16 protein-coding genes, 1 tRNA gene and 2 pseudogenes are annotated in these 22,690 nt (G+C 60.4%); 8 read left to right on the top strand and 11 right to left on the bottom strand.

Annotation, left to right across the window (positions count from 1 at the left end; all coding sequences use genetic code 11):
* Nucleotides 1-4: 4 nt before the first annotated feature.
* The 7 genes from ACERZ8_RS01975 to ACERZ8_RS01945 form a co-directional block, all read right to left on the bottom strand.
* Nucleotides 5-1,729, bottom strand: coding sequence for an AMP-binding protein (locus tag ACERZ8_RS01975; RefSeq protein ID WP_407590439.1), 1,725 nt, complete (start codon nt 1,727-1,729; stop codon nt 5-7).
* 122 nt (nt 1,730-1,851) lie between these two features.
* Nucleotides 1,852-3,108 carry a cation:proton antiporter gene (locus ACERZ8_RS01970; RefSeq protein WP_407590438.1) on the bottom strand — a complete coding sequence of 419 codons (1,257 nt, stop codon included), beginning with the start codon at nt 3,106-3,108 and terminating at the stop codon, nt 1,852-1,854.
* Nucleotides 3,109-3,204: 96 nt separating this feature from the next.
* Entirely contained in the window at nt 3,205-4,506 is a 1,302-nt protein-coding gene (locus ACERZ8_RS01965; protein ID WP_407590437.1) for an MFS transporter, read from the bottom strand.
* 138 nt (nt 4,507-4,644) lie between these two features.
* Entirely contained in the window at nt 4,645-7,143 is a 2,499-nt protein-coding gene (locus tag ACERZ8_RS01960; RefSeq protein WP_407594130.1) for a cation:proton antiporter, read from the bottom strand.
* 159 nt (nt 7,144-7,302) lie between these two features.
* A tRNA-Gln gene (locus tag ACERZ8_RS01955) sits at nt 7,303-7,377 on the bottom strand.
* Nucleotides 7,378-7,440: 63 nt separating this feature from the next.
* The gene (locus ACERZ8_RS01950; protein WP_407590435.1) at nt 7,441-8,763 is read right to left on the bottom strand and encodes a mechanosensitive ion channel domain-containing protein; all 1,323 of its coding nucleotides are present in this window, start codon (nt 8,761-8,763) and stop codon (nt 7,441-7,443) included.
* Nucleotides 8,760-9,752 carry an NADPH:quinone reductase gene (locus ACERZ8_RS01945; protein ID WP_407590433.1) on the bottom strand — a complete coding sequence of 331 codons (993 nt, stop codon included), beginning with the start codon at nt 9,750-9,752 and terminating at the stop codon, nt 8,760-8,762. The genes ACERZ8_RS01950 and ACERZ8_RS01945 overlap by 4 nt, the downstream gene beginning before the upstream one ends.
* 96 nt (nt 9,753-9,848) lie before the next feature.
* On the opposite strand from ACERZ8_RS01945, the gene ACERZ8_RS01940 reads away from it, so the two are divergent.
* A complete protein-coding gene (locus ACERZ8_RS01940) occupies nt 9,849-10,250 on the top strand; it encodes a Rid family hydrolase (RefSeq protein WP_407590432.1) in 402 nt (133 codons plus the stop codon).
* On the opposite strand, the gene ACERZ8_RS01935 is transcribed toward ACERZ8_RS01940, so the two are convergent.
* Entirely contained in the window at nt 10,247-10,756 is a 510-nt protein-coding gene (locus ACERZ8_RS01935; RefSeq protein ID WP_407590431.1) for an SH3 domain-containing protein, read from the bottom strand. The genes ACERZ8_RS01940 and ACERZ8_RS01935 overlap by 4 nt on opposite strands.
* A gap of 98 nt (nt 10,757-10,854) precedes the next feature.
* Here ACERZ8_RS01935 and ACERZ8_RS01930 point away from each other — a divergent pair, with 98 nt between their 5' ends.
* The 5 genes and pseudogenes from ACERZ8_RS01930 to ACERZ8_RS01910 all read left to right on the top strand — a co-directional run bounded on the left by ACERZ8_RS01930 (nt 10,855) and on the right by ACERZ8_RS01910 (nt 18,483).
* Nucleotides 10,855-11,841: a 2-hydroxyacid dehydrogenase gene (locus tag ACERZ8_RS01930; protein WP_407590430.1), complete on the top strand. Its 987-nt coding sequence runs from the start codon at nt 10,855-10,857 to the stop codon at nt 11,839-11,841.
* 70 nt (nt 11,842-11,911) lie between these two features.
* Nucleotides 11,912-13,694, top strand: a pseudogene (gene ggt / locus ACERZ8_RS01925) (gamma-glutamyltransferase).
* Between the two features lie 27 nt (nt 13,695-13,721).
* Nucleotides 13,722-15,134 carry an FAD-binding oxidoreductase gene (locus ACERZ8_RS01920; protein WP_407590429.1) on the top strand — a complete coding sequence of 471 codons (1,413 nt, stop codon included), beginning with the start codon at nt 13,722-13,724 and terminating at the stop codon, nt 15,132-15,134.
* A gap of 4 nt (nt 15,135-15,138) precedes the next feature.
* A complete protein-coding gene (locus ACERZ8_RS01915) occupies nt 15,139-15,783 on the top strand; it encodes a spondin domain-containing protein (RefSeq protein ID WP_407590428.1) in 645 nt (214 codons plus the stop codon).
* Between the two features lie 198 nt (nt 15,784-15,981).
* Nucleotides 15,982-18,483 carry a GcvT family protein gene (locus ACERZ8_RS01910; RefSeq protein WP_407590427.1) on the top strand — a complete coding sequence of 834 codons (2,502 nt, stop codon included), beginning with the start codon at nt 15,982-15,984 and terminating at the stop codon, nt 18,481-18,483.
* 12 nt (nt 18,484-18,495) lie between these two features.
* Here the strand turns inward: ACERZ8_RS01910 and ACERZ8_RS01905 are convergent, their stop codons facing one another.
* From ACERZ8_RS01905 to ACERZ8_RS01895, 3 genes and pseudogenes are all read right to left on the bottom strand, one after another.
* Entirely contained in the window at nt 18,496-19,260 is a 765-nt protein-coding gene (locus ACERZ8_RS01905; RefSeq protein WP_407590426.1) for a GH25 family lysozyme, read from the bottom strand.
* Nucleotides 19,254-20,327 carry an NAD(P)/FAD-dependent oxidoreductase gene (locus tag ACERZ8_RS01900; protein ID WP_407590425.1) on the bottom strand — a complete coding sequence of 358 codons (1,074 nt, stop codon included), beginning with the start codon at nt 20,325-20,327 and terminating at the stop codon, nt 19,254-19,256. The genes ACERZ8_RS01905 and ACERZ8_RS01900 overlap by 7 nt, the downstream gene beginning before the upstream one ends.
* Nucleotides 20,324-21,251: pseudogene (locus tag ACERZ8_RS01895) on the bottom strand (aldo/keto reductase). The gene ACERZ8_RS01900 and the pseudogene ACERZ8_RS01895 overlap by 4 nt, the downstream one beginning before the upstream one ends.
* Nucleotides 21,252-21,346: 95 nt before the next feature.
* Here ACERZ8_RS01895 and ACERZ8_RS01890 point away from each other — a divergent pair.
* Entirely contained in the window at nt 21,347-22,012 is a 666-nt protein-coding gene (locus tag ACERZ8_RS01890) for a TIGR02453 family protein (RefSeq protein ID WP_407590424.1), read from the top strand.
* A gap of 168 nt (nt 22,013-22,180) precedes the next feature.
* Nucleotides 22,181-22,690 carry an SRPBCC family protein gene (locus ACERZ8_RS01885; RefSeq protein ID WP_407590423.1) on the top strand — a complete coding sequence of 170 codons (510 nt, stop codon included), beginning with the start codon at nt 22,181-22,183 and terminating at the stop codon, nt 22,688-22,690.

The raw sequence follows: 22,690 nt of genomic DNA, 5'->3' as shown, positions 1-22,690 counted from the left end.
TCCGTTACTCCGCCGCTGTTTGTGCCAGCGCTTCGGCGCGCAGGTCTTTTCGAAGGATCTTGCCGACGTTGGATTTCGGCAACTCATCGCGGAATTCCACCCGCTTGGGCACTTTGTATCCGGTCAGATGCTCTTTGCAGTAGGCGCGTATCGCGGCCTGGTTCAATGCGGTGTCGGCTGTCACGATGTACGCTTTGACGGCCTCACCAGTGGCCCCGTCTGGCACGCCGATCACCGCAGCCTCGATCACTGCGGGGTGAGCGGCCAGCACATCCTCGATCTCGTTCGGATAGACGTTGAACCCGGAAACGACCACCATGTCCTTCTTGCGATCCACGATGCGGAAGTAGCCATCGGGGTCCATGAACCCGATGTCGCCAGTCAGGAACCAGTCGTCGATCATGACGTTCGCGGTTTCGTCCGTCTTTTTCCAATAACCCTTCATGATCTGCGGGCCACGGGCGGCGATCTCTCCGGTCTCGCCGAGGGCGAGTTGTTTGCCCGCGTCGTCGAAACAGGCAACATCCGTTGAGGGCACCGGGATACCAATTGTGCCCTCGCGCGCCTTTCCGGGCGGTTCAAAGGTCAGAACGGGCGAGGTTTCAGTCAACCCGTAGCCTTGCAGCACTTCTGTGCCCGTGATCTCGCGCCAGCGCTCGGCAACGGAGGATTGCAGTGCCATGCCGCCCGCCCCTGCGAATTTCATGTGCTTGGGCGGTGAGTCCAGAAACCAGATTTCGTTGCACAGCCCGTTGAACAGCGTGTTCACGCCGCTCATCCACGTGATTTTGTAGTTCTCGAACGCGCGTTTCAGGTTGGACAGGGGGCGCGGGTTGGGGATCAGGATGTTGTGTGCGCCCAGTTTGAAGAACGCCATCATATTCACCGTGAAGGCGAAGATGTGATAAAGCGGCAGGGCGGTCAGGATGACTTCCTTGCCTTTTTCAAGGTCACTTCCCAGCAGTTCCATCGCCTGCTCTGTGTTGAACAGCAGGTTGCCGTGGGTCAGCATTGCGCCCTTGGCAACGCCCGTTGTGCCGCCGGTGTATTGCAATACGGCGACGTCATCGGTGGCGACACCCTGATGATAGGACCGGACCTCGATATTGTTGCGCGCCTTGTGCGTGCGCCCGGCGGCCAGAGTGTCGGGCAGTCGAATATGCGCCAATTCGATGGGCTTGACCGACTTATCCCAGTATTTCTGCACCAGCCCGACAATGCCGCGCGGCATGGATGGCAGGAATTCGGCCACGCGCGTCACGATCACGTTCGGGATCGGATGGCCTTGGGTCGCGGCCGGGATCTTGTCGGCGAACATGTCCACGATGACCAGCGCGTGCGGTTCTGCATCCTCGAACTGCTTGGCCATTTCCTCGGCGGTATAAAGCGGGTTCACGTTCACCAGAATGCAGCCAGCCTTGAAAACACCAAAGGCCACAACCGGAAAGCTGAGGCAGTTGGGCATCTGAACTGCGACCCGGTCCCCCACCGACAGTCCCGCAACTTCGCGCAGGTAGACGGCGAAGGCATCCGACATCTCGTCGATCTGGCCATAGGTCGCGGTGCCATTCATCCCGTTGGGCAAACAGCAGGTAAACGCCTTGCTGTCCTTGAATGTCTCGGCGACCGAGTGGATGAAATCAGGCAGGTTCCTGTACGCTGGCGTATCTATTTCAGCCCGCACGCCCGGTGCGTAAAACGACCTCCACGGTCGATCCGTATTTTTCATTGCTGCTACCCTGCCCGATCCTTGGTTCTGCAAGTTGTTAACTGATAATCGTATGTTGGGAAATAATGCTTGGATTTTACCTTGCGGCACAGTGGCTGTAGATGTGTTCGCTCCCGTCCGGCTTAGCCTTCGCCATCCCGTGTGATTACCGGTTTTGCGCTGTGTTCGATGGCGCGCGTTTCCGCCATATCGCCCATGTTCCTGATCTTGTTCCCATACCAGCGTGCCGCGGGTGCGGCGGTGATCCCGTGCAGGACCGCGCTGATCCAGACGGCGTTGATGGCGGTGTGCAAAATAGGATCACCATATGCTTCGGGGATTTGTTCCACGATCAGAAGCGCGAATAGCGCTGTGGCCAGTCCGCGCGGCCCGAACCAGCCGAAAAAGATGCGGGTCATAAAGGTTGCATCGGTCCCGATCAGCGACAGCCAGATGGCCAGGGGGCGCACAACGAAAAGGCTGAACAGGATGACGGCAAGCATCGTGACGTTCAGATGTGCAATCGCCTCCGGCACCAGTGCGGCCCCCAAGAGCAGGAAGGAGGCCCAGGCAAGGAGTTGTCCTTCGCTTTCGGTGAATTCGTAGACGAATTTGCACGCACCCTTGATGATCGCGCCAAAAACGAGGCCCGCAACAAAGGCCGAGATAAAGCCGTTGCCCCCGACCTGCACAGCGGCGAGGTAGGCCGCCCCTGCCATGGCAAGCGCGCCGACGCCTTCATATATCTCGGATGTCGATTTCAGCGCCTTTGCGCGCAGCAAGGCCCACCCGCCAACTGCACCCACAGCGATGCCAACCAGAGGGCCGAGCAGGATCTGCTTGAGCCCAAAGACCAGCCAGACGCCGCCATCCACATCTGTTTCCGCGCCCGTCAGGCTGGTGAAAAACAGAATAACCGGCAGGGCAAGGCCATCGTTAAGTCCGCTTTCGACGGTCAGCGCGCGCCTTGGCCGGATCGGGACGTTCGAGTTTGTGACAACGGCCTGCCCAAGGGCGGCATCCGTCGGCGACAGGATCGCGGCCAGCAACGCAACGGCAACGATTGGCCACGCAGGCAGAAAGATCATCCCGCCAAGCGTGCCCAGCACCATCGCCAGCGGTAGCCCGATCAACAGCATCCGCAGGGGCCAGACATGCCGCTTGCGCAAGGCCGCAAGGTCGATTTGTGCGGCATCAAGAAACAACAGCACGACCAGAGTGATCTCTGCGACAGGATGCAAAAGCCGATGGCTGTTGGCCTCTGACACCAGCCCCGACAGCGCCAGAGCGACCCCGAGTGCAATAAAGACCATCGGCGGTGTCAGGCTGGTTGTGGACAGACGATGTGCGATCATCGAAAACGCAGCCGTTGTCGCGCATATGATGAGAAAGCCGGTCACTTGTTTCGCGTGCCCTCGCATTGCCCGCCGCCTGAGCACGGGATCCCCAGGCCGGTTGCGTCAGGTTCTAACACATCTGAACGCCTTGGATGCTCATCACTCTTTTGACTCGCTTTTGGGGGCCGCTGATGTGTCTGCAGCCTCGATTGGCTGATCTGCATCCAACTCATCCTGGTCCGCACCCAGCGCGGCTGTTTCCGGCGTCGACATGCGGGCCATTGGTTTTGCCTGGAACGACACTTTGTTCTCGGTTTTGACAGGTGGCGCTTTTCTGATCCGGATGACGGCAAAGACGATCAGGAAGATGTGCGCGATTCCGGTGACAGCAAACAGACTGGCCGGACCGAAATTGGCCATGGAAAACCCGGCAACGGTCGGCCCGACGATTGATCCGAGACCGAACACCAGCAATAGCCCGCCGCTGACCTGAATGTAGGTGCCGGGTTCGGCATGGTCATTGGCATGGGCGACGATCACCGGGTACATTGAGAACACAGTTGCGCCAAACAGTGCAGACAGGCCCAGAACGACGCCCGGATGGGACGCGCCGCTGACCAGGAACAGAACATCGGCCAGCAGCGCAAAGCCCGTGATGCCAATCAGCACCTTGCGCCGATCAAGCCGGTCAGACGCGATGCCGACCGGAATTTGCAGCGCGGCGCCCGCCAGAATTGGAATGCTGGCGAACAGCGCGATGTCCCCGAGCGAAAGACCGATCCGCGCACCGTAGACCGCAGCCAGCGTGCCGAAGGATGCGTTAGACACTCCGACCATCAGCACCGCAAAGAAGGCAATTGGCGAATTTTTCCACAGGCTTTTGAGGTTCAGGGACACCTGTGTCAGCGGTCGCGGCGTTGTTGTCGCGCTGATCGCGGTGGGCAGCAGTGCGAGGCAATAGACCATGGCCGCAAGCACAAAGAAGAAGAACCCGTTTGCATCCCCAAGCGTCAAGACCATCTGGCCCGCCGTTGTCGCGGCAAGGTTCACCATCGTGTAAATGCCAAAGACGCGCCCGCGCGATGACGCTTCGGTCCGCTCGTTCAGCCAGCTTTCCACGATCATCGCCGCACCGGCAAAGCAAAAGCCCGACAGGGCGCGCACGGGTATCCACACCCAGGGTGTGATCGCAACCAGCGAGAGCAGGACGGCAATGGCGGCAATCGCGCACATCGCGCCAAATGCCCGAATATGTCCGACGCGCGCCACAAGTGACGGGGTGCGCAGGCATCCGGTCACGTAACCAATCGCCCAGCCCGTCCCGAGCAGTCCAAGTGATGTTGCGGTGAAACCTTCGGCCTCGCCGCGGATGGGCAGGATCAGGCTGTTGACCCCCCCGGCGAACAACAAAAATGCTGAACCCAAGAGAAGTGCGGCCAGTGACAGAAGGCTTTTGACCATAGACCAGACGTATCCCGTTACGCAGTATCGAATTCCATGCGTTGGTGTCGGACCACGACGAGAAACTCGGCTTGTTTTCTCAGGATAGAGTTAAAAGCCGGTATTGCCCAACATGTTTGTTTGGTGGCGGGCGTCCGGTTACCCCCCAAAGTCCATTGGCAGTTCCAGACCCCGTTTCGCGGCACCGGCAGTGACTGCTTCTTGCAGGGTCTGGTTTTTGGCCAGCAAACGACGAAACCGTGCTTCGTCCAGAACAAGCAGGATTGACGGAGCAATGGCGCGCGCGTCTGTGCGAAAGGGTTTTTGGGTCAGGATGGCCATCTGCCCAAACATCTCGCCCCGGCCAAGGCGCCATGTGTGCCCGGCCCCCTTCAACTCCACCGCCCCCAACGCGATAAAGAATACGCCCTTGGGCGGGCTGTTCCGCGCGACGATCAACTCTCCGGCATCGACGAATGTCGTTTTCAATACGCGCGCCAGCCGCCGCAGGTCACTGTCCCCCAGGGACGCAAAGATCGGAACCTGGCGGGCCAGTTCTGCCTTTTGCACAGCAATGTCGAGCTTGGGTCTCTCTTCGACATCGCTTTCACGGGTGGCGACGTCCTGCATGAGGGCGATGAACAGCTCTGAGCCGATCAAACCGTCGTCGCGCATGGCCGCGTATTCGCGCGTTTCCAGCCGCAGCGCCGTGCGCCGAATGAACCGTCGCTCCAACTCGTCCGCATATCCGGGATATTGCAGGCGCAGACCCTCAAGAGCAGTGTCGACCGTCTCGATCCGACGTGCCAGCAACTCTGCCAGCAGATCGGCCACGCGTCGCCCGTGAATGCGCCGGATGCGCCCGCCGATAAAGTCGTCGAGATCGCGCAGGATCAGCTTTAGCGACAGAAGAAACTCAAACCTGTCGGCCGTCATCCGCGCGAGCATTCCAGGCAGCCGAAACGTGTTATGCAGCAACAGCGCAAGGCGGAAGGACGGCCCGTAATTCGTGCTTTGCTGGGCGGCCTTGCGATATCCCGTGCGCCCGTTTGTGCGTGTGCTTTCGATCAGGCGATCCGCGCCGTTCAGCAACTGCTCGCTCATGCGTGCCGAAATGGTGCGCTCGCGGCGACAGCTCAGAATGGTGTCCCGCTCCGCTCCGGCCAATGCGATCAGGCCCAGCGTGATGCGGTCCCGGTCCAAGATATCCTTGCTCTCTTCGGCGGCGCGGACCGCGTCTTCCAACCGTTCGCCAAATTGTTTGGCCTCGGATCGCACGATGTCATGGGTCAGTTCGTAGTTGCGCGAGGTTTCGGCGATGTCCTCGCGCACGGTTTGCAGTGAGACCGCGACCACCTGCCGGGACAGGGCCTCGTCCAGCGGGGACAGGCGATCAAGCCCAAGCCACGCAATCACCATGCGCAAGGTGGTCCCCTGCACAATCAGCGTGAACAACACGTACCCCGTGGCCAGAATACCAACCAACCGTTTGAGTTCGAGCGGGATGCGCAGGCTTTCGGTGACGGCCAGCGCCAGTGCCAATGTGACGGCCCCGCGCAGACCACCCCACAGAATTGCCGTGCGATATGGGCGTTCCACGGGCGGTGACAGGCGCAATTGGTTCAGAACCGGAAGCAACCCGTAAAGCACAGCGGCCCGCGCGGCGGTGGCGGCCAGAATAACAACGGCCAGCAACCAGAAATCGGACAGCCGGACTTCTTCGAGCATCCGGGGGATCAACAGGGCCGCAAGAATAAAGATCAGGGAGCCGGACCAGTGAGCAAGAAGGTCCCACACCTCGCGCAGATTGCCCCATGACGCGGGCGACAGACGCCCCGGCCCCAGAAATGCAAGCGTCAGGCCAGACACCACAACGGCAATGACGCCGGATGCGCCCACGCTTTGCTCTGCAATGATATAGGCCAGATAGGGCAGCGCGACCGAGATCGAAATCTGCGCACGATCATAGTTGGCAAAGAGGGCCATGGACCACAGCGCAATGCGCGCGACAATCCAACCCGTGACAGCGCCGCCCAACATCAGAAGCGGAAAGCGGGCCAGCGCATCACCCAGATTAGGGTCAGGCATGCCAAGCGTAACAAACCCCATGAACAGCCCGAACAGCGCGATGGCGGCGGCGTCATTGAGCAGGCTTTCCCCTTCAATGATCCGCACAAGTCGGCTGGGCGCTGCAAAGGAGCGGAAGATGCTGACGACGGCGGAAGGGTCCGTCGTTGAGATGATCGCGCCGATCAGCAGACACCCGGCTAGGGGCAGTGCACTGACCCAGGACAGGGCGTATCCCACGAACAGTGTCGCCACGACGACGGCCACCACGGCCATGACCAGAATGGGCACCCAGTCGTCAATGACGCGCCGCAGATTCATGCCCAGCGTCGCCTGAAACAGAAGTGTGGGTAGAAAGAGATACAAAAAGACGTTTGAGCGGATGGGAAAGCTGAGGATCGCCTCGGCCACGGGGTTCAGGGCATCCGTCAGGTGCGTGCGCAGGAAAAAGGTCGCGCTGACCCCGATCAGCACGCCCAGCATCGCAAGAATGACGGTATAAGGCAGGCGCAACCGCGCAGCGAGCGGTTCGGCAAACCCGATGACCGCAAAAAGCGATACGACAATTGTGATGACGATGACGATGTCCATTCGTCCCGACACGCTAAGGTGCCACGCGACGAACCGCAATTGGAGGGAGGCCATTCATGTGACGCGTAGGCAGAGCGCTGTGGATGAGCGTCCGTTTGGCAACATTGACTGTCATGAGAATGCGCAAAGCGCGGCTGTTGTTCGGACTTCAGGTGAGTGTGGCTGGGATGGTAGGATTCGAACCTACGGTACACTGTACCAAAAACAGTTGCCTTACCACTTGGCTACATCCCAACGTGACGCGCTAATTAGTCTGCCACGGCACAGCGCGCAAGCCCTTTTGCCGCAAAAAGCTGATCATTCCGTTAGCCCGTTGTCAGATAGAAGATCCGGCGTTTCGGGATCGTTTCTTTCGGCTTCGGCGATGCGGTCAAGGGCGGCTTTGGATGTGTCCTCGACATCTGTGGCGACTGTCAGGGCTGCCTTGGGTGGCTCGGGGCGCACTTCGGGGCGGGCGATTTCTTCGAGGCTTGGCGCGCCGCCGACCATCTGGATACGATAGGTCGTGTCGGGCACCTCGATCCCCTCGGCTTCGATGGCGGCCTTGACCATGCGGATCCCTTCGCCCTTGGCAAGTGCAAGGGACGTATCGTTCTGATCGATCCATCCCGTCACCACAAGAATCACCGATCCGTCGCCAATCCGCTCGATCCACGACATTGGCGCGGGATCCTTGAGGACAAATGGCAGCTCTCCCACCACACGGTCTGTCAGCGTGCGCACCTGATCCAGATCAGCGTCCGAGGCCACGCCGATTTCGAAATCAAAACGCCGTTCGTTGTTGGTCGAATAGTTCACGATCCGGCTTTTGAACACGGTCGCGTTGGGGATGCGGATGTGGTTGCCATCAAAACTGAGCAGGATGGTGGCCCGGCTGGTCAGGCGGATGACCTTGCCGACATCCCCCTCGATCTCGACAATGTCATTGGGCCGGAAGGGCTGGCGGATCGACAGCATGATCGATGCGATAAAGTTTTCAACCGTGTCGCGCACCGCAAAACCGATGGCAAGGCCGACGATCCCCGCAGCCCCGAGGATCGTGCCCAGCAGGGCCGTCGCCCCGAGGATATCGAGCGCTATCACCAGCCCGCTGACAAAGAACACCATGCGCACGATCTGGCGATAGATGTTGGCGATGAAGGCGTTGGGCGCGATGCGATCCCAAGGGTAGCGCATGCGTGCGAGCAGAATACCGGCAAACAGCACCACCAGAAACGCACACAAGGCCACCGCTGCCAGTGGCAACAGGGCAATGGCCTGGGTAAGACGGGTCTGGAACCGTTCGACTGCCGGGTTCAGGCGCGCCACCACGTCCGTCGTTTCGGTCACTTCGTTTTCGATGGCCACGACCCCTGCGACACGGGCCACGATGTCGTTCAGCCGGTCGGCCTTGGGGCCGTCGATGGTTGTGCCGCGCAGGGTCACGATGCCGGATGACACGGTGACGGTGACCTCTTCGTAGCCGTCCAATTCACTAAGGATGTCGCGGATACGCACGGCGATGGCCGCGTCCTGCGTTGCACTGTCCTCAACCTCAATCGTGCCTTGGGGTTGGTCTGTGTTCTGAGCAAGTGCCGGTGCCGCACACAGGCATAACAGCAGAACGAGAACGCGCATCATTGGCTGACATCCACAAGGATTGCGCCCGCGCGATTGCCGGCCTCGACCGCTTCGTGCGCGGTGGCGCAGTCTTTCAGGGCGTGAACCTCGGCGATGGGGCATTTCAGAGCGCCTTGTTCGAGGGCCGCGTGCAGGCGCTTGATCGCCTGTTCGCGTTCAGTCGGAGGCAACAGGTAGATCAGAAGGATGTCGATGGTCACGGCCTTGAACAGCATTGGCCCAAAGGCGAGTTCGGGTGTCATATTCTTGGCCGAACCGTAAGCGGCGATGGTGCCATTGGGCGCGATCACTTCGGCATCAACGGCGGCGTTGACGCCGAATTCGACTTCGACGATCCGGTCCACAAAGACTTGGTTCGTTTCTTCAAGGATCGCCTTCGCAAGGTTGTTGTTGGTGTAGTCAATCACCGCATCCGCACCAGCATCTTTGGCCGCAGTCAGCCCATCACCACGCGCTGTCGCAATGACGTGCGCACCACCCCATTTTGCCAGTTGAACCGCTAGCAACCCCACGGTTCCCGCGCCGCCTTGCACCAGCACGGTTTGGCCGGCCACATCGCCACCGCCAAAGACTGCATGGGCGGCCGTCAGGCCCGGAATGCCCAAAACAGCGCCGGTTTCCAGTGATATGGCGTCTGGCAAGGTGATTGCCTGATCGGCTGGAAGGCAAATATGCGTGGCCGCCGTGCCGAAGGCGCGTTGCCACTGCCCGTTCCAGATCCAAACACGGCTGCCGATACGCCCGCTCGGCACACCAGCGCCGACAGCCTCGATCACGCCTGATCCATCGCTGTGCGGGATGATCCGCTCGAACGGTGGTTTTGTCACACCGGGGCGCGTCCCGGCGCGCGCCTTGACGTCGGACGGATTCACACCGGAGAATGCCAGCCGCACCAGCACCTCGCCCGGTCCGGGCGTAGGCGTCGGAATGTTCGTGACCTCAAGCACGTCGCGTGCAGGGCCGAAAGTGGTGTAGGATACGGATTGCATGATAATTGTCCGGCAAGGCGATGTTATGTCACCAAGACTAAACAAGCGGGGCGGAATGGCCAGCCCAGACCCGCGACTTTGACAGGAAAACCCGAAATGACCAAACGCGTCCTCATCCCGCCAGCGCTGCGCGCGGCCTGTGCGCAGGCAGGTATGTCACCCGGCATCCAATCCGGGGGCTTTGTGTTTTTGACCGGGGTGACGGGCTCTGCGCCGGATGGGGCGATGCCAACAGAGGACGTGGCGCAATTCAAAGCCTGCTTTGACAAGATTGCATCGGTGCTGTCCGAGGCGGATATGGGTTTGGACAATCTTGTCGAGATGACAAGCTATCATGTGGGCCTGCGCGCGCATTTCGATGACTTCGATACTGTGCGGCGAATGTATCTGAGCGATCCCTATCCGGCGTGGACGGCTGTCGAAGTGGCGGGATTGCGCCGCATCGGAGCTGTTGTTGAAATCCGGGCAGTGGCGGCGTTGCCGGGCGCGGCAGGCTAGTCGCGCAATTCGTCCATGGCGACACCCCATAGACGTGCCTTGGGTGCCCAGCCTTTGTATCCGGCCGCCGTCACGCGGCACCATTCCGGATCGCATTTGCCCAGACGTGCGATCACGCCTGCTTCAAGTGCTGCGGCAACCGGCGCCTCGGCCTCGGGGCGGGTGCGGATGGTCAGCATGTCCTGTTCGATCAGTACCGTGCGGGTACCTGAAAGCAGCGAATAATGCACCCAGCCGCCCAGACCGTCACGATCCTCGACCCGCCGCCAATGGCCATGTTCGGCGGTGATCTGAAGCGGCATATCGCGGCGGGTGTACACCCAGTCGATCCGGTGGGACAGGGACGGACCACGGCGCACGTTGCCCTCGGCGGCCTTGAGAGACACGTAGCGGGGCAGTGGCAGATTGGTGACCGGGCCGACATCCTTGGCCAGCGCAGGCCCCGCCAGAATGCAAACGCATAGCAGTGCCCGCAGGACATCCACGATTTGTGAAGTTTTGCGCATCTCTCGCCTCTTGAAATGGCCGAGGTTCTTGTGCCTCGTGCTCACATCCGCCACCATGCTCTGAAATGGCGCAAACGCCAAGGCCGGGGAGGGCGCAAATGCCAAAGGATCGTCTGAGTGTTGTCGTTACGCGACGGTTGCCCGCAGAGGTGGAAACCCGGCTGAGCGAATTGTTTGACGTCCGTCTGCGCGACAGCGATGACGCGATGAGCCGGGCCGAGATTGTCGAGGCGATGAAGACCGCGGACGTGCTGGTGCCCACGATCACGGATACGATTGATGCCGCGATGATCGGACAGTCCGGGGATCGCCTTAAACTGATCGCGAATTACGGGGCAGGGGTGGACAATATCGACGTGGCCACCGCCCGCCAGCGCGGCATTCTGGTGTCCAACACGCCCGGCGTTTTGACTGAGGACACAGCGGACATGACCATGGGTCTGATCCTTGCCGTGACCCGGCGCATGCCCGAAGGGCTGGCGGCGATGCAGTCCGGGACATGGGATGGCTGGACCCCGACCGCGTTTCTCGGCGGTCGCATCGCGGGGCGCCGTCTGGGCATTCTGGGCATGGGGCGGATTGGCCGGGCGGTCGCAAAGCGTGCCGCTGCGTTCGGCATGCAGGTGCATTATCACAACCGCCGTCGCCTGCGCCCGGAAGTCGAGGACGAATTGCAAGCCACGTGGTGGGAAAGCCTTGATCAGATGGTGGCGCGGATGGATGTGCTGAGCGTGAACTGCCCGCACACACCGTCGACATTTCATCTGATGAACGCGCGCCGTCTGAAGTTGATGAAACCCGACGCCGTGCTTGTAAACACGTCGCGCGGCGAGGTCGTCGACGAAAACGCGCTGACACGTATGCTGCGTGCAGGTGAAATTGCGGGCGCAGGCCTAGATGTCTACGAGGGCGGCACACAGGTGAACCCGCGCCTGCGCGAATTGCAGAATGTCGTCCTGCTGCCGCATATGGGGTCGGCAACGCGCGAAAGCCGGGTTGAGATGGGCGAGAAAGTTATCATCAATATCAAGACCTTCGACGATGGGCACCGTCCGCCTGATCAGGTGGTGCCTTCCATGTTGTAAGACAGCGGACAACACCCCGTTATCCGCCGAGGGTCTCCAAAAGACCCTGTTTGCTCAAAAGGAGAGAGATATGCGCTTTTGCCTGACTGTTGCCTTTTCCCTGATCGCGGGGGCCGCGATTGCCCAGCAGACCGCCGACGCTGTCCAGCCCGAGGGCGGGACGACCGGAGCTGCGGTTGCCACATCTGAAAACGTCGCTGCCGCATTGGCCGCCAAGGATGCCGGCACCCCGATCACGGCCCAGAACTATATGGTCGCGGCCGCAAATCCGCTGGCCGTGCAGGCCGGAGTTGATGTGCTGGCCGAGGGCGGCACAGCCGCCGATGCGCTGGTCGCGGTGCAGACGGTCTTGGGTTTGGTCGAACCGCAATCGTCAGGTCTTGGCGGTGGCGCATTTCTGGTCTGGTATGACGCTGCCACGCAAAGCCTGACAACGCTGGATGGTCGCGAAACCGCACCGCTTGCGGTCACGCCTACGCTGTTTCAGAACGATGATGGCACAACGATGGGCTTTTTCGACGCGGTTGTTGGTGGCCGTTCTGTCGGAACACCCGGCACGCCCGCACTTCTGGCCGAGGCGCATGCGCGGTGGGGCAATCAGCCGTGGGAAGGTCTGTTTGATGCGGGCATTGATCTGGCAACGGACGGGTTTGAAGTTTCGCCGCGCCTTGCAGGCCTGATCGAGCGGGACGCTGAGCGGTTGTCTGTTTTTCCAGAGACTGCCGATTATTTCCTGCCGGATGGAGCGCCGTTGGCGGCGGGCACCACGCTCAAGAACACGCCTTATGCGGTCACCTTGCGCGCCCTTGCCACAAGCGGGGTGGACGCGTTCTATACCGGTCAGATCGCTCAGGACATCGAAGCGACGGTGCAGCAATTCTCCGCCAATCCCGGTGTGCTGTCTCAGCTTGATCTTGCCGTTTATCAGGTCAAGGAACGTCCGCCGGTCTGCGCCACGTATAGGGCCCATGATATCTGTGGAATGGGTCCACCATCTTCCGGCGCGCTGACGATTGGGCAAATCCTGGGGATGCTGGAAAACTATGATCTGGCGGACCTTGGGCCTGAGAACCCGGAAAGCTGGCGTTTGATCGGGGATGCCTCGCGCCTCGCCTTTGCGGATCGCGGGCGCTACATGGCGGACAGTGATTATGTGCCGATGCCCACGGCAGGTCTGGTGGACCCATCCTATCTGGCCGAGCGTGCTGCCCTGTTGGACGCAGATGCCGCATTGCCCGAGGTTGCGCCGGGCAGCCCCGCCTTTGATCACAGCCTGAACTGGGCAGACGATCAAAGCATCGAACTGCCATCGACCTCTCATATCTCGATCGTCGACAGCTATGGCAATGTCGTTTCGATGACGACGACCATCGAAAATGCCTTTGGCTCGCGCCTCATGGTGCACGGGTTCCTGCTGAACAACGAGTTGACCGATTTCAGCTTTGCCACCCATGTTGACGGCGTGCCGATTGCCAATGCCATTGCGCCGGGCAAGCGGCCACGATCTTCGATGGCCCCGACCATCGTTATGAAGGATGGTGCACCGGTTCTGGCAATTGGCAGCCCCGGTGGCAGTCGGATCATCGGCTATACCGCCAAATCGATCATTGCGTGGCTCGACTGGGATATGGACGTTCAACAGGCCGTCAGCCTGCCACATGCGGTGAACCGGTTCGGGACATATGACGTCGAAGACGGCACTACGGCCACCGATCTCGGACCGGCCCTTGAGGGCATGGGATCTCGAAGTCAATGTGCGCGATCTGAATTCGGGCCTTCATGCCATTGCCATTGGCGATGTGTTGCAAGGCGGGGCCGATCCAAGGCGTGAAGGGATTGCGCTGGGCGACTGAGCCCGGCCAAGGGGAAAGAGAACACTTATGGCACAAGCTATTGATCTGCCACGCAATGAGGATGGGATCGCCACAGCGCTCGGCGTCCTCAAGCAGCAATTTGGCGACCGGTTCCACACCGGGCAGGCGATGCGCGACCAGCACGCGCACACAACCACATGGATCGTGCCCCAGGCCCCTGACGCTGTTGTCTTCCCCAACTCGACCAAAGAAGTGTCGGACATCGTAAAAGTGTGCGCCACGCATTCGGTGCCGGTTATCCCCTATGGGACGGGCACGTCGCTGGAAGGACATGTGAATGCGCCTGCGGGTGGAATTTCGGTTGATCTGAGCGGGATGGACGAGATCATTTGCGTAAACGCCGAAGACCTTGATTGCGTGGTGCAGCCCGGCGTGACGCGCGAACAACTCAACACCTATCTGCGCGACCGTGGCCTGTTTTTTCCGATTGATCCGGGGGCCAATGCGTCGCTTGGGGGCATGGCTTCGACCCGGGCGTCGGGCACCAACGCGGTGCGCTATGGCACGATGAAGGACAACGTTCTGGCGCTTGAAGCCGTGATGGCGGACGGGCGCGTGATCCGTACAGCGCAGCGCGCCAAGAAGACGTCGGCGGGCTATGATCTGACACGGCTTTTGATCGGATCCGAAGGGACACTGGGCCTGATCACCGAAGTTACGTTGAAACTGCAGGGCATACCCGAGGCAATACACGCCGCTCGGATGTCATTCCCATCAATTGATGCGGCCTGTCAGGCGGTGATGACCACGATCCAGTATGGCATCCCCGTCGCCCGTATCGAGTTGATGGACGAGTTGAACGTGCGCGCCGCCAACGCCTATGCCGGTCTTGATCTGCCGGAAACACCGCTGTTGCTGCTGGAATTTCACGGCTCGGACAATTCGGTCGTGGAACAGGCCGAGATGTTTGGGTCAATAGCAGAGGATGCGGGCGGCTTTGATTTTGCAGCCACCGGATCGGCGGAGGAGCGCAACAAGTTGTGGAAGGCACGCCATGATCTTTACTGGGCGACGTTGCAGTTGCGCCCGGGCGCGCAAGGGATTTCGACGGATGTCTGTGTGCCAATCTCTCGTCTTGCCGAAGCGGTTACGGGGGCGCAGGCCAAGGCCAAGGAATTGGACCTTCTCGCCCCGATTGTCGGTCATGTCGGGGATGGGAATTTCCACAGCCTCGTGCTGATCGATATGGACGACAAAGATGAAGTGGCCCGCGCCGAAATGTTCACCGCGTACCTTGCGGATGAGGCGATCCGCCTTGATGGCACGTGCACGGGTGAGCATGGGATTGGGCAGGGCAAGATGCCCTATCTGGTCAAGGAATTGGGAGCCGCTGTCGAGTTCATGGCCGCCATCAAGGGCGCACTGGATCCACAGGGCATTATGAACCCGGGCAAGATTTTCAGCGCGCGTCAGGGTTAGACCAGTGCTGCGATTGATCTTTGCCGCGGTCCTGATGTTGTCACCTTTTGCAGCATTTGCTCAAGACAACAGCGCGGCCTATCGCATCGAGATCGCGCTCGACTGGTCAGCAGATCCGGCGGAGGGTCATCCGGCTGATCCGCATTGGTCGCGCCTGATCGCCGTTGCACATTCCTCTCGATACGCGCTGTTCGAAGATGGCAGCACGGCGTCTTCGGGCCTCGCCCTCGTTGCCACAAACGGGCGGGTATCCGTTCTGGATGCGGAATTGGCCGAGGCGCGTCGGCGGGGGCGGGCAGGTGAGCCAGTGGTTGTTCCGGGCCTTGCAAGCGGTGTCGGGACGTTTGATCTGCAACTGAAGCTGGATACAAAACTCTCGCATGTCGCCTTTGTGACGATGCTGGCCCCCAGCCCGGATTGGTTTTCGGGTGTCAGTGGCGTGGCCTTGTACGTGGATGATGCGTGGTTGGAACAGGTGCGTGTGCCTTTATGGGTCTGGGACGCAGGCGCTGACAGCGGCCCCGACTTTGAAGGGCCAAATGTGGACACACAACCACGACAATCAGTGCGACTGCTGACCCATCCCGCATTCTTGCGGCCAGATGGGATGAGGCCCATCGGAACGGCGACTTTCACCCGCCTCCCGTAATCTGGCGGACGCGCAGGCGCTCGACGCGATTGTTAAGGGGGCTCTGCCCCCGGCCGTGCGGCCTCCCCGTGGTAATTTGGGCCAAGAGAAGTCAGATGCGCGTCACACGTCGTTTTTTCACTGTGAGCGGTCGGCTTGTTGGCGCGCGTTTCCGCTGGGTTTTCTAGAAGATACCTGTCTGTGCGAGGGAGTCGGGACATGAAAACGCAAGTCAAAGCACTGGTGGTCGGCGGCGGCGCCGTTGGAACCTCGATCGCCTATCATCTGGCGCGCGCGGGCTGGGACGATGTGATGCTGCTGGAGCGTGACGAGTTGACCTCTGGGTCCACATGGCATGCGGCCGGGTTGCTGCCCTATTTCAACATGTCTTTCGCAACGACGCACATCCACGACTATTCGATCAAGTTCTACAAAACTCTTGAGGAAGAAACCGGCCTGAACGCGGGCTTTGCTGTCGTAGGCAACCTGCGCATGGCGCAGACGCAGGAGCGCATGGACGAATACATGCTCTATGCCTCGACCGCCGAAACCTGCGGCGTGCCTTACGAATTCATGACGCCAGAGCAGATCAAGGCGAAATGGCCGCTGATCCGTACCGAGGATCTGAAGGGCGCGCTGTATCACCAGACCGACGGCTACATAAACCCGGCTGATGTCACCATGGCGATGGCCAAGGGGGCCCGTCAGCGCGGTGTGATGATCGAGCGCAAGTGGCAGGCGGACGCCTTTCACTGGAATGGTGAGGCCTGGGAAGTGACGGCCACCAAGATGGTGGAAAAAGGCGGCAACCTTGTGCCCAGTGACGAGCAGATCGTGATCACCGCCGAGCATGTGGTCACAGCCTCGGGCAACCACGCACAACGCACGGCCAAGATGCTGGGCATCAAGATGCCCGCCATCCCGGTCGAGCACCAGTTTATTGTGATGGAACAGGACCCCGAACTGGTGAAGTTTCGCGAGGCTGGCAACCCAGAGCACCCGGTGATCCGTGACGCGGATGCACAATCCTATGTGCGTGAAGAACGCGGCGGCTGGATTCTGGGTGTCTATGAAAAGAATGCGCCCGCGCGTTTTGAATACGGCGTGCCTGACAGCTTCCGCGCGGACCTGTTCCAGCTTGATCTGGAGCGGATCGAGGAACAGTACATGGCGATGATCCACCGTGTGCCGTCCTGTGAGGAAAGTGGCCTCAAGGACGATTTCAACGGACCGATCTGCTACACACCCGACGGCAATCCACTGGTCGGCCCTGCGCCGGGCCTGCGCAACATGTGGCTGGCCGAGGGCTTTTCCTTTGGCATCACGGCGGCGGGCGGCACAGGCTATTACCTGGCGCAGATGATGGTGGAGGGCGAGGCCGAGATCGACATGGCCTCGCTTGACCCCAAGCGCTACGGCGACTGGATGACCACCGAGTTTGCCGCGCGCAAGAACGAGGAATGCTACGACCACGTCTATATCCTGCACCACCCGGATGAGGAGCGGCCTGCTTGTCGCCCCTTGCGCACCTCGCCCGCCTACGACCGCCAAGCGGCCAAAGGCGCGCAGTTCGGGTTTGTGAACGGGTGGGAGCGGCCGAACTACTATGGCCCTCTGGATGCACCGGAAAACTTTGACCATGACGCGCGATCATTTCGACGCGGTGGCTGGTGGCAATATGCGGTGGACGAGGCAAAGGCGATCCGTGAGGGCGTTGGCCTGATCGATGCCACCGCCTTTACCAAGCACCGGATTACCGGGCCGGGTGCGACTGCGTTTCTGGATTGGTTCACCACCAACAAGCTGCCGAAAGTAGGCCGGATCAACCTGACCTACGCTTTGACGGCTGCCGGAACGACACGCACGGAATATACCATCGTGCGCAATGGCGAGAATGATTACTATCTGGTCTCTGCGGGGGCCTGGACGGCCTATGATCAGGATTACCTTTACAAGGCGATCGAGGATATGGAGCCCAAGTTTGGCCGTATCAACGAACAAGAGGTGACAACCCAGTGGGGCGTGTTCGCCATTGCGGGACCGAAGTCGCGCGAAGTTTTGAAGGCGTTGATCAAGGATGCCGACCCTGACACCGCGCTGTCCAACAAGCGGTTCCCGTGGTTGAGTGTGCGAGATATCGAACTGGGGATGTGCCCGGTGAAAGCGATCCGTGTGGCCTATACGGGCGAGCTCGGCTGGGAATTGCATCACCCCATCGAGATGCAGAATTACCTTTGGGATCAGCTGGTCGCCGCCGGAGAGCCGCATGGCATGAAGCTGGTCGGCGCGCGGGCACAGAACTGGTTGCGGCAAGAGAAGTCCTATCGCGCTTTTGGTACCGAACTGGGGCGCGATGCGACGCCACTTGAAGCGGATTTGCCGCGCTTTGTCGATCTCAGCAAAGACTTTCATGGCAAAGCGGCGATGGAGGCGATTGGTGTGCGTTCAAAGTGCGTGACGCTGCTGATAGACGGGCCCGACGATGCGGACCCGTGGGGGCGAGAGGCGCTCTATCACGGCGACACCCGCGTCGGTCGTCTGACCTCCGGTGGCTATTCAGTGGCCTTCGGGAAATCCATCGGCATGGGTTACGTCAGACCAGAGCAGGCGGTGCCGGGCACCAAGTTGCAGGTCAAGATGTTTGACCAGCTCTGGGACGCCGAAGTTGTGCAAGACAGCCCCTATGATCCCAAGAACGAGGTGATCCGCAAGGACGGGTAAGGCTTGGTCAAGTTACCGGATTGTGCGTTGCCGCAACCACGATTCCCAAGCTTCCGTCGTGCCGTTGAAGGCGTTGATGTCGACGGAGCCGGGCGTGTTGGGCAGAGTGCCGGTGGCGGTGTACTGCCAAAAGCGCCAGGGCTGACCGGGAAAGGCTTCGCGCGGGGCCTTGGCCGTCGTACGCAGCCAGAAATCAACGCCCTTGAAGGCACCTAGCCCGTTCTCGCGGTAAAACCTCGGGGTGGTATAGATGATCGGTGTCTGTCCGAAATGGGCGGCAACGATGTCCATCCAGCGCTGCATTTCATTGCGGACGGTGGCCCCATCAGGCCGGCGCTGGCAGGTGGGCGAAAACGGGTTCCACTCCATGTCGAGCACCGGGGGCAGGGTGCCGCGTGTACGGGGTACGTTGTCGATGAAGAACTGCGCCTGTACCTCGGGCGCGGTGCAGAAATAGTAGAAATGGTAGGCGCCACGTTTGATCCCAGCACGGCCTGCACCTTGCCAGTGGTCATCGAACTTGATGTCTTTCAGATCGCCCCCTTCTGTCGCTTTCAGAAAGGCGAATTCGATGCCCACTGCCTTGGCCCGGTCCCAATCGACAAAGGTCTGGAAGCGGGCAGCGTCCATGCCGCGCACCGGAAACGTGGTCGGCTGGCGACCCGAGAATTTGACCGGGTCCGTGTCCCCGATGACCATAGGGCCATTAAACGGCGCAGGACCTGGGGCGCAGGCGGCAAGGAAAAAGAGCAGAAGGGCGAAGGTTCGGATCAGCATGGCGGCCTCTCGTGGAAACGTGCGGGGGACAGGGATGCGATGGTCGCATGGTCAATTTCAGGACTGTGCCCAAAGACGATATCAGCGAGCAACTGGCTGGCGGCGGGTGCAGTTTGAAACCCATAGCCGCCTTGCCCTGCGCACCAGACAAAGGACGCGTTTTCGGGGTCTCGCCCCAAGACCAGCGTGCGATCAGGCGCAAAGCTGCGCAGGCCCGCCCATGAGGTTTCCACCCGTGTGACCGGTTCGGTGACGTGCTGTGCATAGCGGTCAAACCCTTCGGCCAGCACCATGTCGTCGGCCCATGCGTCATGCGGTTCCACCGCATCCTCGTCCGCCGGTGAAACAAGCAGGGCGCCCGCGTCTGGTTTAGCGTACCATGCCTCACCAACCCCAAAGAAAATGGGCCAATGCGCCACGTTGTGCCCCCCTGGTGCGGGGATGCGCGCCATGGAGCGGCGCTGTGGTGTGATCCCGATTGGCATGATGCCAGCCATACCTGCGATCTGGTCGGCCCATGCACCGGCGGCGTTCACAATGATGTCGGCGGTTGTAACTTCATCACCGCACCTGACGCTCCACTGTTTGTCATGGGTGATCGCTGTAACAGGTTTGCCAATTCGCACCTCACCGCCGTTGGCACGCACTGTTTTCGCAAAATCCTGGATCATGCGGTCGGTGTCGATGTCGAACGCATCTGCGTGATAGGCCGCGCGGGTTATTGTGTCGTTCAGAATTGGAACGAGATCGCGTGCGTCCTTCACGGAAATCTCAGGGCATTTCATGGTTGTCGCATCCGCTTCGAATAAGGCGTCCTCGCTTGTTCGACCGACGAGCAAGAATCCTCTCGGGCTCAGATAAGGTTGGTGGAACGCGGCACTAGCCCGGTTGAGTTCAATAACAGACGGCAGCCCATAGTTTTCCTCGAACAGCGCGGCGGATCGTCCGGATGCATGGTAGCCAAGTGCATCCTCGCCTTCGATCAGCGTCACTTTGGCATGGGCGGACAACCGTGCGGCGGCCGAGACACCTGCAATGCCCCCTCCGATCACGATGATATCGCTCATGCCTCTTCGATCCGGTCCGTGGCGGGGGGCGGTGTGACGCTGAAGGCCGTGATCTGATCATAAACCTCTGTCGTCATGTCAAAGTCGAGCGCGGCAAGTGACGGCGCAAGTTGTTCAGCCGAGCGGGCAGAGATGATGGGGCGCGGGCGTGCGGGATGGGCCATCGCCCATGCGACGGCGAGGGTTGCCGCGCTGGTGCCCAGATCGGCAGCCAGATCGCTGATTTGTACCGCTGCCTGGCGCATCCATTCCACGTTGTAGCGTGCCGCGTACATCGAGATCTTCGGTCAGCCTCCCGGTTTCGCCGCGCGCGTATTTCCCGGTCAGCAGCCCGCCGCCAAGCGGGGAATAGGGTACGATCTCAAGCCCCTGATCCACACACATCGGAAAGATTTCAACCTCAGCCTGCCGTTTGACCAGACTGTGCATGGGTTGCACCATTTCGATCCTGATCTCGAAACTGGCAGCGACGGTTTGTGCCTTCATCACCTGCCACGCAGCAAAGTTCGAGACGGCAATATGCCTGATCTTGCCTTCGTGTTTGAGGGTCGCGAGGGCGTCAAAGGTTTCCTGCAAGGGCGTGTCGTCGTCAAAGCGGTGCAGGTATAGGATATCGACCATATCGAGTTGCAAGCGCTGCTGGGACGTGGCGAAACCGGTGAGGATATTGTCGCGGGTCGACCCACCTTCAAATGCGGCCTTGGTCGCGATGATCAGGCTGTCTCGTTCGTCCTTAATCATCTCACCCAGCAGGGTTTCGGAGGCGCCACCATTGTAGACAAAAGCCGTGTCGAAATGCGTGATCCCGGCAGCACGGGCGGCGTCATACATCGCCCGGCTTTGCGCCGCGTCAGAGCGTCCGCCAAATTGCATGGTGCCAAAAGTGAGGGGCGAGAGCGGGGTGCCGTCGAGGGATGTGATCATCCCCGATTGGTGCCATGACCGGCACCGGGTACGCAACGGTTATCGCAGTGACGTGTCCTGTGCTAGGATTTGACCCGACAGAGGAGGTGAACGCTATGGCTGATGGGTTCGAAAAGATGGTGGACGAGGCGTGCGCCTTTTTCACCCAGTTGGACGCGAACAACTCCAAGGATTGGTTCAACCCGCGCAAGGATCATTACAAGGAGGCGATTGCGGCCCCGGCTGGATTCTTTGCTGACCTGATGGCCGAAGACCTTGCGCGCCTTACGGGCAAGGCACACGCCCCCAAGGTCTTTCGAATCTACCGCGATGTGCGGTTTTCCAAGGACAAGACGCCGTTGAACACCCATCTGCATGTGATGTGGTCCCCGGCTGACAAAGATGTGCTTGCCCCGTCGTGGTTCTGGGGGCTGAGCCCGGACTATTTCATCCTTGGCATGGGCGTGATGGGGCTGCAGGGCGAAAGCCTGACCCGTTACCGCGCTTTTGTGGACAGTTGGGGTGATGGCTTGCAAGAGGCGCTGGATGATGCGGCTGCCGATCTTGGTGCGACGCTGAGCGACTGGGGGCCGGCGCCGCTGAAGAAAGTGCCCAAGCCCTATGATGCAGACCATCCGCATGCTGACTTGCTCAAGCGCAAGGCCTTGGCTGTCAGTGCGCCGATCCCCGAGAATTGGCGCGACACGGGTGTGGTCAAGGCGACTTTGAACAATGTCGAAGGGCTGCTGCCAGTGTGGGAGATGTTCGACAAGCATCTCTGACGGCTTCATCTGCTGAGTGGCGGTGACAAACAGTGCCACGACGCTGTCTTTGAACTGCTTGTCCCAGTAATCCGCAGATTTTTTTAACCCCAATGTCCATCGGCGCCCGTCCCATTCGTCATGGAAGTGAAAGCACTCACGCTTTCGCCAACATGAGGAGAGACGATCATGACCATCTGGACCCTACTTGCGAGCGGCGCAGGCGTGCTTGCCCTTGCTGCGGCGGGCACTTTGCTGTTGCCCCGCCACGTCCATGTCGAACGCCACGCAACCCTGCAGGGCGCCCCCGAGGCTGTGCTTGCGCTGGCCGCTTCCAACACGGGCTACCAAGAGTTCAACCCCTATCTCAGCGCTGATCCGGCGTTGAAAATAGCACCCTTCGGCCCTGAAACGGGCGTGGGGTCGGGTTTTGCCTTTGACGGCAAGGACGGGAAAGGCACGCTGGTCATCGCCGCAGTGAACGAAACGGCGGTGCATTATGACATCGACCTCGGTCCCATGGGTCAGCCGACGCAAACGATCAAAGCTGAGCCGGTGCCCGAGGGCGTGCGCGTCACCTGGAGCATGGACTCCGATATGGGATTTAACCCCGTGGGGCGCGTCATGGGCCTTTTCCTTGACGGCATGATCGGCAAGACTTTCGAAACCGGCCTGGGCAACCTTGCCGCTAAGATCTGA

This window comes from Tateyamaria armeniaca (genome assembly GCF_045797845.1).
GTDB lineage: Bacteria > Pseudomonadota > Alphaproteobacteria > Rhodobacterales > Rhodobacteraceae > Tateyamaria > Tateyamaria armeniaca.
The sequence above is the reverse complement of the archived record's forward strand: the minus strand, read 5'-3'. Positions and strand labels throughout refer to the sequence as shown.

Excerpts from the sequence above, each read along its gene's own strand:
- ACERZ8_RS01890 (WP_407590424.1), top strand. The coding sequence starts at position 21,347 with ATGGCTGATGGGTTCGAAAAGATGGTGGACGAGGCGTGCGCCTTTTTC.
- ACERZ8_RS01900 (WP_407590425.1), bottom strand. The coding sequence starts at position 20,327 with ATGAGCGATATCATCGTGATCGGAGGGGGCATTGCAGGTGTCTCGGCC.
- ACERZ8_RS01960 (WP_407594130.1), bottom strand. The coding sequence starts at position 7,143 with ATGGACATCGTCATCGTCATCACAATTGTCGTATCGCTTTTTGCGGTC.
- ACERZ8_RS01905 (WP_407590426.1), bottom strand. The coding sequence starts at position 19,260 with ATGCTGATCCGAACCTTCGCCCTTCTGCTCTTTTTCCTTGCCGCCTGC.
- ACERZ8_RS01930 (WP_407590430.1), top strand. The coding sequence starts at position 10,855 with ATGCCAAAGGATCGTCTGAGTGTTGTCGTTACGCGACGGTTGCCCGCA.
- ACERZ8_RS01935 (WP_407590431.1), bottom strand. The coding sequence starts at position 10,756 with ATGCGCAAAACTTCACAAATCGTGGATGTCCTGCGGGCACTGCTATGC.
- ACERZ8_RS01950 (WP_407590435.1), bottom strand. The coding sequence starts at position 8,763 with ATGATGCGCGTTCTCGTTCTGCTGTTATGCCTGTGTGCGGCACCGGCA.
- ACERZ8_RS01885 (WP_407590423.1), top strand. The coding sequence starts at position 22,181 with ATGACCATCTGGACCCTACTTGCGAGCGGCGCAGGCGTGCTTGCCCTT.
- ACERZ8_RS01975 (WP_407590439.1), bottom strand. The coding sequence starts at position 1,729 with ATGAAAAATACGGATCGACCGTGGAGGTCGTTTTACGCACCGGGCGTG.
- ACERZ8_RS01945 (WP_407590433.1), bottom strand. The coding sequence starts at position 9,752 with ATGCAATCCGTATCCTACACCACTTTCGGCCCTGCACGCGACGTGCTT.
- ACERZ8_RS01940 (WP_407590432.1), top strand. The coding sequence starts at position 9,849 with ATGACCAAACGCGTCCTCATCCCGCCAGCGCTGCGCGCGGCCTGTGCG.
- ACERZ8_RS01910 (WP_407590427.1), top strand. The coding sequence starts at position 15,982 with ATGAAAACGCAAGTCAAAGCACTGGTGGTCGGCGGCGGCGCCGTTGGA.
- ACERZ8_RS01965 (WP_407590437.1), bottom strand. The coding sequence starts at position 4,506 with ATGGTCAAAAGCCTTCTGTCACTGGCCGCACTTCTCTTGGGTTCAGCA.
- ACERZ8_RS01920 (WP_407590429.1), top strand. The coding sequence starts at position 13,722 with ATGGCACAAGCTATTGATCTGCCACGCAATGAGGATGGGATCGCCACA.